Raw genomic sequence first — 12615 nt, forward strand, 5'->3', positions numbered from 1 at the left:
TATCTAGCTAAATCATGGTGAGGGCTTCACAGGGCAGGTCGCCAAGAGTGGAACGACCATCAAGCTCTGAAAGCTCCATTAACACACAAACTGATTCAACCTTTCCTCCCGCCCGTTTAATCAAGGTAGCGGAGGCATTCACGGTTCCCCCAGTTGCCAGCACATCATCTAGTACCAGCACACGCGCTCCCGGTTCAATAGAATCAGGTTGCAGCTCCATCCGGGACTTACCGTATTCAAGACCGTAATCAATCCCAATCACGGGGCCTGGCAGTTTACCAGCTTTGCGAATCATCAAAGTTCCCAGCCCCAGCTCTACTGCCACCGGAGCCGCAATCAAGAAACCCCGAGACTCTAGACCCGCCACTAAATCAACCCGGCCACGGTAAAAATCAGCCAGTCCCTTAACCAGCTTAGAAAAAGCCTCTCCGTTAGCCAGCAGCGGGGAAATATCGCGGAACAGCACCCCGGTTTCCGGAAAATCCGGTACATCGCGCAGATTTGCGCGAATCAATTCCCCTAGCGGCGCAAGTTTAGGGTTAATCATCGTTTACTCCTGGCAGTGCGTTTAGGCTGAGCCTGTTGCCCCTGGTGGTGACCGGCTTTTAAGGGATGAGCAACCCGAATAGTATCTTTAGCGTCCTCGGCGTCCATATCAGAGCCATTGGCTCGTTTATCCAAAACTTTTTGTGTATGGGCAGCAATCTTTGTGCTGCGCGAACGCAACACAATCAACAGTGAAGGTGCAATCAAAATCGAGGAAAGCGTACCGGCAATCATACCTACGAACAATGCCAAAGAAATATCGCGCAAAGTTCCGCCACCTAAAGCAACCCAAGAAATCAATAAAATTGAGGTCACCGGCAGCAATGCCACCACAGAAGTGTTAATCGAACGTACCAAAGTCTGGTTGATAGCCAAGTTTACAAGCTCGCCGTAGGTGGAACGAGTTTGCTGCTCGAAATCAACCGACAATTCGCGAACCTTGTCAAAGACCACCACCGTGTCATAGAGGGAATAACCCAAAATGGTAAGCACCCCAATAATAGTGGCTGGAGAAATCTCAACCCGGGTAAGTGCCAGCACCAAACCGGTAATCAGCACGTCATGGCACAGCGCAAACAAGGCGGAAACCGCCATTGTCCAGGTTCTGAAATATGCCCACAACATCAGGGAAACAAGCAGGAAGAAAATAATCAACGACTGCAGAGCCTTGTAGGTAACGTCGGCTCCCCAGGACGGGCCGATAGTGGTGGCTGCTACTTTAGCTTCCGAAACGCTATAGGCTTTCGCCAAATCGGTTACTACCTGCCGTTTGTCGTTAGTGTCAAGACTAACTGACTGTACCCTGACCGAGGACGCGCCTACCGAATTAACGGTCGAGCCTTTAAGTTTCGGGTTGGCATTGACTACGTTTTGCGCCGGTCCTTGATCAGCGCCGCTAACCGAAGAAACGGTGAACTCGGTTCCGCCCTTGAAATCAATCGAACGCTCTAGACCAAGCACTGACATTGCCAGTACCGAAATCGCCATTAAAATAGCGCCTGCAATCAGCAGATATTTACGATTACCAATAAAGTTATAGGACTTGCGACCAGAATAAAGGGCGTTACCCCAACTTGAAAAACTCACTTTTCTTCCTCCTGGTCCGTCGCGGATACTTTCGCTAACTCATCTGTGGCAGCATCATCCTGGTTGGAATCCCTATTTGCCACCTCTGTTTGCTCAGCTTTGTTTTCACTGGGCTCGTTTGAATCTTCTTCCGGCTTAGCTTTATATACCGAACGTATCTTGCGTACTTTACCAGCGCCTACATAACGGTAGGTGCCCCGCTGCGCGCCCAAATGCTCTGGGTCAAGACCAGAAAGCTTATGACCTTCGGAATAGAACTTGAAACGCAGCAGCCACACCATCATCGGGTGAGTAAAGATAAAGATTAACGCCAAGTCAATCAGGGTGGTTACCCCCAGGGTAAAGGCGAAGCCCTGAACCCCACCGACCGCAAGGAAATAAAGGACGCAGGCGGCCAAGATATTAACCAGGTCAGAGGTAATAATCGTGCGTTTGGCCCGGTCCCAACCCACGCTGACCGCGCTAGATAGAGCTTTACCATCACGTACCTCGTCACGAATCCTCTCGAAGTAAATGATGAACGAGTCCGCCGTAGTACCAATCGACACAATCACACCGGCGATACCGGCAAGCGAGAGACGATACCCCATTGACCAAGAAAGCAAGGTAAGAACCAGGTATAACAGACCGCCCGCGCTGACCAGCGAACCGACAGCAACTAAAGCCAACCCGCGATACTGCCAAATCAGGTAGAACACCACCAGAATCAAACCGATGATACCGGCGATAACGCCATAACGCAGCTGGTTAGCACCCAAAGTAGCTGAAACTTGCTGCTCGGATTGCACATCAAAGTTCAACGGCAAAGAGCCAAACTTTAACTGGTTAGCTAAAGCGGTAGCAGAAGAGCGGGTAAAAGATCCCGAGATTTCGGCTTTACCGTTAGTAATAGCGTTGTTTACCCCCGGAGCTGAAACTACTAAACCGTCTAGCACAATTGCGAACCGGTTCTTGTCATTGTTTTGTCCCGCGGGCAGACCATTTTGTCCTTGCACAGCCTGATTGCGGAACTTAAACAAGCGGGTGGTAGTGTTTCCAAACTGGGTAGCGCCTTGCTTATCGAAAGCGAGATTAACTACCCACTGACCGGTAGATTGACCAGAAGCGCCAGTTCCCATCCCGGATTCTGCCGAAGAAATCCGCGCACCCGATACTTCTGCCGGAGAGAGAATATATTTCTCGTGCCCGTCACTAGCACAAGCTACCAGCGGTTTCTTGATATCACCGGAAGAACCACCCTCTAGAGAGCTCTTCTGGGTACAGTCTTTAGCGTAAAACTCTTCAATGACTTTCTCGGTAATCCAAGCATCATCGGAGTTATCTTTAGGCTGGCTAGCGGGCTGGTCGCTAATTTTGCCGTCTTTATTTATATCGGCAGCCTGTTTAGCGAATGCCTTGGGATCGACATTAGTTTTCGGAGCAGCAGTCTTTCCAGCTTGTTGCTTCGCGGCTTGCTGAGCAATCACCGAATGCGGAACCCCGGGAGCCGAGCGCAGCACTGAACGGAAATAAAGTTCTGCCGATTGACGCACCAAATCCAAAGTTTCTTTCGAGGGATTACCTGGTAAAGACACCAAAATATTGGAGTTACCTTGCGAGGTAATCTCGGCTTCGGAAACGCCGGAGGCATCAATACGCTGACGGATAACCTCAATCGCCTGGGTGATATCTTCGGCGGTTACCGCCCTTTTTGCCCCCGAGGCAGCATTAGCTTTCGGGGTGAGAATCAGCTGAGTACCGCCCTCTAAATCCAAAGCCAAGGAGGGAGTAGGCTTTGCTTTCTTAGTGAGTACCCCCACCAGTAAAGTGCCGCCCAAAGCTAACACAAGGATTAGGAATACTGCCAGGACGCGCCCGGCCCGATATTTTTTCGTAGCCACTTGTTGTTCTTTCCGCTAAAACACCGATTATTTCGTTTAGTTATTGTCAGAAGAGTTAGGTTGTTCTAAATCAGATTCTTCAGATTTGGATTCCACAGATTCCTCTTTACTGAGGTCGCCAGCCTCTTCGGTATCAGATTGCGCCATCTCATCATTCATTGCCGAAGCGCTATCCTGGTTATCTTTTTCGCTAGCTTTCATGTCCGAATCGGTATCTGCCTCATCGGGAGCAAAAGGCGGGTTACCTACGCTGACGATTGCCCGAGATGTCCACAGGGTTTCGGTACCGTCAGAGGTTTCTAAGACAACTACGTCCCCATCGGTTTCCACATAACGACCATAAAAACCGGAAGTAGTCATTACCCATGCACCGGGAACCATGTCCCTTTCCATTTGCTCTTTGCGCTGTGCCTGCTGCTTTTTTGCATTGCGTGAAGAAAAAATCATCATCACTAAGAACGCGGCAATAACTGCCAGCAGTAGCATACTCATTGTCAAACCTTCCAATCAGAAAATCTTAACCTTAACGATTCTAAGGGTTAAGGCACGTTTGTTTCATCTTTGGCACTCAGATTTAGCCAGTTTTGTGACCAGTAGCGCCCTGATTACGTCTGTTCGATATTAAAAAGAGAATCTTCTTCCCCTAGCTGGGGCGGGGTTAAACCCAAATGAGAGAAAGCAGTACTGGTAGCTATCCGCCCTCTAGGGGTCCGCGCAATAAACCCTTCCCGCACCAAGTATGGCTCTGAAACCGTCTCTACAGTTTCCGGTTCCTCTCCCACGCTAACCGCCAAGGTAGTAAGCCCTACCGGTCCGCCCGCAAAACGCTCACACAGAGCCTGCAAAACCAAACGGTCAAGCCTATCCAAACCGGCAGGATCAACCTCAAATAGGTCGAGGGCGGCCTTCGCGGCAGACAGGGATAGCTCCCCGTTTCCGTGTACCTGGGCATAGTCGATTACCCGTCGCAGCAAACGGTTAGCAATCCGAGGAGTTCCCCGGGAGCGAGCTGCCATCTCTGCCGCTGCCTGGGGGTCAAGTTCAGCATCCATAAGCCGCGCCGAACGGGTAAGTACCTCGCGTAGCTCAGCTGGGGAATAGTAATCAAGATGGGCAGTAAAACCGAAACGATCGCGCAAAGGAGCAGGTAACAGCCCAGAACGAGTAGTAGCACCCACTACCGTAAAGGGAGGTAAAGTTAGCGGAATGGAGGTCGCACCCGGCCCTTTACCCACCACCACATCAACCCGAAAATCCTCCATTGCCAGGTACAACATTTCTTCGGCGGTACGCGCTAAGCGGTGAATCTCATCGATAAATAGGACGTCGCCCTCTTGCAGGGCAGAAAGAATCGCTGCTAAATCGCCTGCATGTTGAATCGCTGGCCCGGAAGTAAGACGCAGCGAAGTACCGGTTTCGTGGGCAATAATCATTGCTAAGGTGGTTTTCCCTAAACCGGGAGGACCGGCCAAAAGCACATGGTCAGGGCAGGCTCCCCTCCCAATAGCGGCTTTGAGCACCAGGTCAAGTTGGCGGCGAATCTTTTCTTGCCCTACAAAAGAATCCAGGTCTTTAGGACGCAGCGCCGCTTCCGCAGCCCGCTCAACCTCATCGGCACCTGCCCCCAGCGGCGAAGTAACTGCCCAATCGTTTGTTTCTTCCACTTAACTCCCCTATGCGTGGTGTTTGCCCAGTAATTGTAAGGCAGCCCGCAAAAGTTCTGGCACTTGTGCCTGGGGATTTGCCTCGGCAGCCTGGGTAACTGCCTTTTGTGCCAGCGCCGTTTTCCAACCCAACTGTTCGAGGGCGTGGCAGACTTCTTCGCGTCCCACGCTGCCAATACCCCCCAGGTTAGCGGCTTGCGTTCCCCTGGGTTCACCCAGTTTGTCACCGATTTCCACCAGGATTCTTTGTGCTGATTTCTTTCCCACTCCCGGGATTTTAGTAAGGGATTCTAGATCCTGCTGGCTAACCACCGTGCGCAACTCCTCGGGAGTAAAGACCGCCAAAGCCGCCAATGCTAGTTTGGGACCAATCCCCGACACCGAAATTAATTTAGAGAAAACATCACGCTCAGCGGGTTTTATAAACCCGAAAAGAATCCATGCGTCCTCACGCACCACCAGATAGGTTAATAGTTTTACCTGGTCACCAACTTTTAGAGCCGAAAGCGTAGTCGGAGTAGCAAAAAAACTATACCCTACTCCCGACACCTCAATAGTGGCTTGATCTAAGCGAACTTCTTCAATCGTTCCCGATAAATGCGTAATCATAAAAATTCCTGGTAAATGGCTATTAGCTACCAAAATATCCTATTTTGAAGCTTTTTGCTTTCGACGGCGAGGATCAACCGCCCCTGTTCGCCTAGTAGCCGCCTGTGCCTGTGCCCAAAGTTTTTGGGCGTTGGTAAGTTCTCCCCGGGCAGAAATCTTTCCTGATAGGGAAACATTGACTGTGCCGTCTCGGCTAGCGCCTTGCAGACCGTCACCGCGCCAACCATGACAGATAGCAATCGCTAAAGCATCAGCAGCGTCGGCAGGACGCACAACTTTATCCATTTTCAAAATGCGCTGCACCATGGCTTGAACCTGGGCTTTACCGGCAATCCCTGACCCGGTAACCGCAGCTTTTACCTCTGAGGGGGTGTGAATAGCTAGCGGCAGTTTATGCGCGGCGGCCTCACTCATGGCGATGCCCATCACCCACATAGTTGAAGTAACCGATTGCACGTTATCTTGAGCAAATACGCGCTCAACCGACATTACTTCCGGTTCAAAGCGTTCTATAGCTGCCGCAATATGGCGACGTATCCTATCAAGGCGAAAGTGCGCCGCCATATTTTGGGCAGAGCGAGCCACCTCTACATGAACCAGATGAGCCTGCCGGGTGGAATCCATATCAATAATTCCAATCCCGCAGCGGGTTAAACCAGGATCAATACCAATAATGCGCAAGGAGAAAACCTAACTTGCGTCCTATTGACCTATTCTTCTTCCTCGTATTGAGCCTGTACTTCGGGGCTAACCGTAAGATTGGTGAATACGTCTTGCACATCGTCACTGTCATCTAGGGCGTCAATTAGCCGCATCACTTGACGATATTTAGCAAGGTCAAGCTCGACTTCGGTGGTTGCTTGCCAACGTACTTCCGCGCTATCGTATTCGATTTGGGCTTCCTGTAGGGCGGTACGCACCTCAACCAAAGTCGCCGGGTCACATAGAACAGTGAAAGTATCCTCACCCTCAACTACTTCTTCGGCACCGGCATCAAGTACCGCCATCAAAATAGCGTCCTCGTCGATACCCTCAGCTTTCTCTACTTCAATGGTTCCCACCCGATTGAACAGGTAAGACACTGAACCGGGGTCAGCTAGATTTCCCCCATTTTTATTAAAGGCGGTACGCACATCGGCGGCTGCCCGATTCTTGTTATCGGTCAAGCACTCTACTAGCATTGCAACCCCAGCCGGACCATACCCCTCATAAGAAATGGTCTGCCAGTCAGCCCCACCGGCTTCTGCGCCCGAGCCCCGATTAACCGCGCGTTTAATGTTATCGGCGGGTACCGAGTTCTTCTTTGCCTTTTGAATCGCATCATAAAGCGTGGGGTTACCAGCAGGATCACCGCCACCAGTACGGGCTGCCACCTCGATGTTCTTGATTAGACGGGCAAATAGTTTACCGCGCTTAGCATCAATCGCTGCTTTCTTGTGTTTGGTGGTAGCCCACTTAGAGTGACCCGACATTCGCTCTCCTTTATCCCGCTCACATAGTAAGTTTCAAAATAACCAAGCTGATTTTACCGCTTTGATGGTCGTAGCGTCTAAATTGGCTTAATCATAGAGGGTATGGACGCTGCCGTCCCAACCTGAAAGCCATTTACTGGCAAAATCCGCCAGCTTCGTTGGATAAATCGTTTGCTGCTGGTTCAAGGACGCAAGCTCGCTAACTGGAATCCAACTAAGTTCGTCCAACAGTTGCTTTTCCGATAATGTCCAACCACTGGCATTGGCTGGTGGCGTATCTTGGTCAAGGCGGGCGAGAAAATACTGTTCTGCTTGGATAGCCCAAAGACTATGGAATTTTAATAAAGATTCCCGGTAAAGCACCGGTCCGGTTAATTGGGTGATATTAAGCTCTATCCCGGTTTCTTCTTTTAGTTCCCTTAACGCTGCTACCTGGGGACTTTCCCCCGCTTTGATACCGCCTCCGGGAGTAAACCACCAGCGGTGGTTAGCATCAGAAAAATCATGACCAGAGATTAAAAGTATCCGATCATAGCTGTCGAAAAGGATAATCCGAGCCGCCTGTCGCCCCGGATATCCGTCCTCGTCAATAAGCCAATCGCTCCCTAAAGAGTTTGTGCCAGAAGGCGGAAAAGGATTAGGGATAGGGCGCGGAAGCCGAAAATGGTTACTCACCTACGCGCGCCCCATTCTAAACGCTGCCACCTGCGAACTTGCGGACGCAAAATCTGCGCGTGCGCGTAGTAATTTCTTCACTGCCTCTTGGTTTTCTTGGCTGATAGTGTCACTAAGTCCTCGATGGGAACTGGCCACATAGTTTAACGCCAATACGGTACATGCCTGTTGGAAAGCAGATACTGCTTTGCGGGCCAGCGGAGAAATAGTGCGTGCCGAACGTCTAGCGCGACGCCGCCCCGATAAAGAACAGAGCATTTGCGCTTCCCGTTCATCAATCCAGCCAGCAGCGATATAGGCTTGTAACCCATTTTCAATTGCGTTTCGCTGCCGCACCGAAACCACCAAGTTAATCACTAACCAAGTGATAAACATTGGTCCCCAAAAAAACACGTAAGAAACCACAAACAAGGTTGCAGAATAGGTCGCTAAACCATTCCAGGCAGCGTGTAAACAAACCGCGGAAGCCAACCCGGAAACCGTGAGTATAGCTCTGGTTTTAACAGAAGGAATCCTGGTGAGTGCCATTCCCAGCGCCAGACCGAAAATAGAAGTATAGACGGTGTGACCAAAAGGTCCCAGCATGGCGCGCATAAAGAAAACCAGCGGAAGCTCTTCATAGAAACGGGCAAAATAAAGAACGTTTTCAGTGAACGCGAATCCCGCCGCCAGAATACCGCCAATAACCACCCCATCTAGCGGACTCTTAACTGCACGGCGACGAGCCAACATAATGATTATCACGCCGAGTGCTTTCAAAGACTCCTCTACTAACGGAGCTACAATCGTGGCTACAATTCCGAAAGATTGGAAAGGGGTAGGGCCAATATCAACCGATTGCAAGGCCTTACTAGAAAAAGAATTAAGCCCCAAAGCACATATCGAGGCGATTCCTGCTCCCCATAGGAACGCCACTACCAGTAGCCACCAGGGTTTAGGAGCCCACCTATCTAGCCACACCATCACAATTACCACGATTGCCATCGGAACCAGGGCGGCAATTACCGCACCTATGGTACTAGCAACCGATTCCTCCGCGGCGATAAAAATCGCGAAATAGCTCAAGCCTCCACCGGCAGCTATTAAGCAAAATAGCTCTAGCCAGGGAAAAGAATTTAGTCGGGAACGTTTAGAAGATTTTTCTGCCCCAGGATCAACCACTAATGGCTGGCTAGATGCCCGCTGAGAAACTGCCGGATGAGGAATTAGGGGATCAGCTGGCAAACTAAGGGCATCAAAGCTGTAATGCTCCACTAATTGTTGCTCCAGCTGGGCATGAGTAACGCCAACACCAGCTAAATCGGGAGTACCCGCAAGATATGCCGGGTTGTTTTGGCTCACCTATTCCTCCTTTGCTGGGCTAAACCTAGTTTAACGGTAAATCGCTATTGCTCATTTTCTTATATCCCGCCGCTAAGTGGAAATATGCTTTAGCCCGGCGGGTTCTGCTCGCTGCCACCCAGGCAGCGCCAATAAACCTCTAATACTTGATCGGTAACCGCTGACCAGTCATAGCGTTTCGCATTTTCATGTCCCCGCCTTGCCAGATGCGCTGCTTGCTGGCGATTCTCACACACTGCTAGCAGTTTTTCAGCCAGCGAGTTTTCGTCCTCGGAAATAAAAATTTCCCCTAAACTCCCCTGTTCTAAAACCGCCTCAAATGCAGGAATAGAGGACGCGACCACCAGGCAACCGCCTGCCATAGCTTCCACTAGCACGATTCCGAAAGACTCCCCACCGGTTTGAGGAGCAACATAGGCAGTAGCCGATTTAAATAGGGAGAGCTTGTCTTGTTCCGAAAGAGGTCCTAGGAACTGCACATTTTCCCCGTAGGGTTCTAAATCGGCGCGGGCGCGACTGGCACTTCCTGGCCCCGCAATCAAAAAACGCGCCTGCCCAAACCGCGCTAGCACCAAAGGAATAGCCTTAACCAGTATCGCAAGTCCCTTGCGGGGTTCATCAAGACGACCTAAGAAACAAAAAACCGGGGATTGCTCACTATCAGACCAGGTAGCCCTGGGATTAGCTTCGGCGAAAGCTGAAAAATCAACCCCGTTCGGAATAATAACTGCGTCCCCACCCTGGTAGCGAAGCAAAGTACGCCGTGCCTCACTAGAGACTGCGATTTGGGCACTCAGTTTTTCTTTAACTGACTGCACTACCGGTTTACCTAAGGTGTATAGCAAAGAACGTTCAATCGCCACATGAAAAGTCCCCACCACCGGGCAGCGCGCATGTTGCAATGCAATTAAAGACACCGAGGGAGTAGCGGGTTCATGAACGTGAAGAATATCGAAATCACTGGTAGTAACCCACTGTCTGGTTCTAGCAGCAACCCGTGGCCCAAAAGCTAGCCGCGCCACAGAGCCGTTATAGGGAATCGCGAAAGTCTTGCCCGCGTTTACGAAACCGTCTTCACTATATTCGGTTTCTACCGGCGCAAACACTGAGACTTCATGTCCGCGCCGCCGCAATTCGCGCGCCTGATCGCGTACATGAAACTGTACGCCTCCCGGCACATCGTAGGCATAAGGGCAAACTATCCCAATTTTCACTTTGCTGACTCCTGCCTTGCTCGCTCTCGTGCCCTAGTCAAACGCTGTTTATCCAAATCAGATACAAAAAGCTTTTGTAACATAAACCAAGAATGGGGAGATTGAATAATCATTCGCGAAACCCGCTGCGCCCAATCCCTAGTCATAGTTTCTACCTTAGCGGTTTTAATTGAACCAGAAATACTAATCACGATTCCCCATTTGCAAGCAGATTCCCGCCTTCTTGCCTCCCCCAATTTTTCGACACTCATATGAGCGCAATACAAAGGGAGTTTCAGTTTCTTCGCCAGGGCAGCCGGACCGGCTGCCACCAGTGCTTTTGATTTTCCAAAAGGAACTTCAATACCGCTACCAGTAATGTCACGGTCAGCAAGTAACGGAATCAAATAGTTGCTTTCACCAGCTGCCTTAAGCAATTGAGGAAAAGGTTTTCCTCCTTTTTCCGCAAAAATCAGCCGCATATTCGCTTGCTGCCTAACCTTGGTAAATGCTTGAAATAGCGCTTCCGGTTTTACTTTCTCCGCCACCGTAAGCACCGGGCTAATCTCTAGATTCGCGAAATAACCCGCCAAATCCCAGTTTCCCGAGTGAGTAAGAGCCAAACAGACGCTACCTTGAGAACAATCCCGCAACAGGTTTTGCGTATCCCCCTGTAGCCTCACCCGAGAACGGATTTGAGAATCCGAAAAACCCTCCAGCAAAACCGTATCCGCAAACAGACGCATATAGCCCTGAATCCCTGCGCGCACCGCACCTTCGATACTGCGCCCATCTACCCCCAGTTGACGCAGATTCTTACGATATTGACGTACCCCGGAAGTATTTAGACGGTATAGCAAACTTCCCAGCAGATTAGCTGCCCCATGCAGGAAACCAACTGGAACGTGGCTAAGTAAACCGAGAGTGAGTTCAGCGGCAATAGCGCTAAACTTAACGGGGATTCTCACTGGTCGATATGCTTTCTTACAAAGTAAATCCGCTGACACACCGTCACAAAACTGGCAAAAGCTACCCAGCCTAAAGCCAGCGGAAAACAGATAAGTGGCGCCCCCAGGTCGGTTATCCCCGCACCCACCAGGGCCACTATCAACCTATCGGTACGCTCCCCAATCCCCACCTTAGCGACCACCCCAAAGGCTTCCCCACGAGCCCTAACATAGGGTACCGCCGCCGCCCCTACCAGCGCGCATATAGCGCAAATAATGCTGGCAGTGCGCACAGATCCAGGGGTAAGCCCCACTATCGCCCAATAAAGCAAAGAACCAAAAATAGCTCCATCTGCCAAGCGGTCAAGAGAAGAATCCAAGAATGCTCCAAACCGGCTAACCTGATTAGTTAGCCGGGCAAGCACTCCATCTAAAGAATCAGCGAAAGCGGTCACCCCAATCAAAACCGCCCCTAAAGCTAGATAACCGCGAGCCAACAAGCCCATAGCTAACGCCACATTAATTACGGTACCGGCAACGGTTACAGTATTGGGACTAACCCCCATTTTTGCCAGTATTTTTGCAGGTTTTGAGAATACGGCACTCGCCAAGGATCGACCATGATTTCCTAGCATTATTTATCCTTGCCAATTAGCTGCTATACGGGAACGAGCCTCGCTAAGTAGCTCGGGAATCGCTTTCGTGCGGGCAATCAGAGGGAAGAAATTGGTGTCACCGCCCCAGCGGGGAACAATATGTTGATGCAGGTGACCAGCGATACCTGCTCCGGCAACTTCGCCTTGATTCATCCCTAAGTTAAAACCGTCCGGGTTGGCAACCTGCTTTAAAGTTCTAATCGCTTTCGCAGTTACTTCCCCAAATTCGGCTCTCTCATCCTGGGTTAAATCAATATATTGAGGAATATGCCGGTAGGGGCAAATCAACATATGACCAGAGTTATAGGGGAAAAGATTCATAATCGCAAAAACCAGTTTCCCGCGATAAACAATCAGCGCGTCCTCGTCGCTACGCTTCGGGGCGGCGCAAAACGGGCAGTGCGCACTGTCCTTGGTTGTGGGGCGTTCCTCGCCAGAAATATATACCTGACGGTGAGGAGTCCACAGCCGGTTAAAAGCGTCCGGCACGGCTCCAAATCCCTCACTGCCCTCAGTTAGAGGACGCGCATCTACCTCGTTCATAAG

Annotated in this window: 14 protein-coding genes; all 14 read right to left on the minus strand. The window is 50.7% G+C overall.

Annotation, left to right across the window (positions count from 1 at the left end; genetic code table 11):
• Window positions 1-7: 7 nt before the first annotated feature.
• Complete coding sequence (locus PG728_RS07595) at window positions 8-547, minus strand: adenine phosphoribosyltransferase (protein ID WP_270626791.1); 540 nt, start codon at window positions 545-547, stop codon at window positions 8-10.
• Window positions 544-1632 (minus strand): protein translocase subunit SecF, encoded by a 1089-nt coding sequence (gene secF / locus PG728_RS07600; RefSeq protein ID WP_072509701.1) that lies wholly within the window; start codon window positions 1630-1632, stop codon window positions 544-546. The genes PG728_RS07595 and secF overlap by 4 nt, the downstream gene beginning before the upstream one ends.
• Window positions 1629-3512 (minus strand): protein translocase subunit SecD, encoded by a 1884-nt coding sequence (gene secD / locus PG728_RS07605; protein WP_270626792.1) that lies wholly within the window; start codon window positions 3510-3512, stop codon window positions 1629-1631. The genes secF and secD overlap by 4 nt, the downstream gene beginning before the upstream one ends.
• Before the next feature lie 36 nt (window positions 3513-3548).
• A complete protein-coding gene (locus PG728_RS07610; protein ID WP_270626793.1) occupies window positions 3549-4004 on the minus strand; it encodes a preprotein translocase subunit YajC in 456 nt (151 codons plus the stop codon).
• 113 nt (window positions 4005-4117) lie between these two features.
• Window positions 4118-5176, minus strand: coding sequence for a Holliday junction branch migration DNA helicase RuvB (gene ruvB / locus PG728_RS07615; RefSeq protein ID WP_270626794.1), 1059 nt, complete (start codon window positions 5174-5176; stop codon window positions 4118-4120).
• A 9-nt stretch (window positions 5177-5185) separates the two neighbouring features.
• Window positions 5186-5785 (minus strand): Holliday junction branch migration protein RuvA, encoded by a 600-nt coding sequence (ruvA, locus tag PG728_RS07620; RefSeq protein WP_270626795.1) that lies wholly within the window; start codon window positions 5783-5785, stop codon window positions 5186-5188.
• Window positions 5786-5824: 39 nt separating this feature from the next.
• Window positions 5825-6466: a crossover junction endodeoxyribonuclease RuvC gene (ruvC, locus tag PG728_RS07625; RefSeq protein WP_270626796.1), complete on the minus strand. Its 642-nt coding sequence runs from the start codon at window positions 6464-6466 to the stop codon at window positions 5825-5827.
• 29 nt (window positions 6467-6495) lie between these two features.
• A complete protein-coding gene (locus PG728_RS07630) occupies window positions 6496-7257 on the minus strand; it encodes a YebC/PmpR family DNA-binding transcriptional regulator (protein ID WP_270626797.1) in 762 nt (253 codons plus the stop codon).
• Window positions 7258-7344: 87 nt separating this feature from the next.
• Complete coding sequence (locus PG728_RS07635) at window positions 7345-7932, minus strand: NUDIX hydrolase (RefSeq protein WP_270626798.1); 588 nt, start codon at window positions 7930-7932, stop codon at window positions 7345-7347.
• Entirely contained in the window at window positions 7933-9273 is a 1341-nt protein-coding gene (locus tag PG728_RS07640; protein ID WP_270626799.1) for a PrsW family intramembrane metalloprotease, read from the minus strand.
• A gap of 89 nt (window positions 9274-9362) precedes the next feature.
• Window positions 9363-10487 carry a glycosyltransferase family 4 protein gene (locus tag PG728_RS07645; protein ID WP_270626800.1) on the minus strand — a complete coding sequence of 375 codons (1125 nt, stop codon included), beginning with the start codon at window positions 10485-10487 and terminating at the stop codon, window positions 9363-9365.
• A complete protein-coding gene (locus PG728_RS07650) occupies window positions 10484-11434 on the minus strand; it encodes an LpxL/LpxP family acyltransferase (protein WP_270626801.1) in 951 nt (316 codons plus the stop codon). The genes PG728_RS07645 and PG728_RS07650 overlap by 4 nt, the downstream gene beginning before the upstream one ends.
• A complete protein-coding gene (gene pgsA / locus PG728_RS07655; protein WP_270626802.1) occupies window positions 11431-12048 on the minus strand; it encodes a phosphatidylinositol phosphate synthase in 618 nt (205 codons plus the stop codon). The genes PG728_RS07650 and pgsA overlap by 4 nt, the downstream gene beginning before the upstream one ends.
• Window positions 12049-12051: 3 nt before the next feature.
• Window positions 12052-12612: an HIT family protein gene (locus PG728_RS07660; RefSeq protein WP_270626803.1), complete on the minus strand. Its 561-nt coding sequence runs from the start codon at window positions 12610-12612 to the stop codon at window positions 12052-12054.
• Window positions 12613-12615: the final 3 nt, after the last annotated feature.

The sequence above is a fragment of the Varibaculum timonense genome (genome assembly GCF_027694345.1).
GTDB lineage: Bacteria > Actinomycetota > Actinomycetes > Actinomycetales > Actinomycetaceae > Varibaculum > Varibaculum timonense_A.

Coding starts and splice junctions, on each gene's coding strand:
- PG728_RS07595 (WP_270626791.1), bottom strand. CDS start 547: ATGATTAACCCTAAACTTGCGCCGCTAGGGGAATTGATTCGCGCAAAT.
- PG728_RS07610 (WP_270626793.1), bottom strand. CDS start 4,004: ATGAGTATGCTACTGCTGGCAGTTATTGCCGCGTTCTTAGTGATGATG.
- ruvA (WP_270626795.1), bottom strand. CDS start 5,785: ATGATTACGCATTTATCGGGAACGATTGAAGAAGTTCGCTTAGATCAA.
- PG728_RS07630 (WP_270626797.1), bottom strand. CDS start 7,257: ATGTCGGGTCACTCTAAGTGGGCTACCACCAAACACAAGAAAGCAGCG.
- pgsA (WP_270626802.1), bottom strand. CDS start 12,048: ATGCTAGGAAATCATGGTCGATCCTTGGCGAGTGCCGTATTCTCAAAA.
- PG728_RS07660 (WP_270626803.1), bottom strand. CDS start 12,612: ATGAACGAGGTAGATGCGCGTCCTCTAACTGAGGGCAGTGAGGGATTT.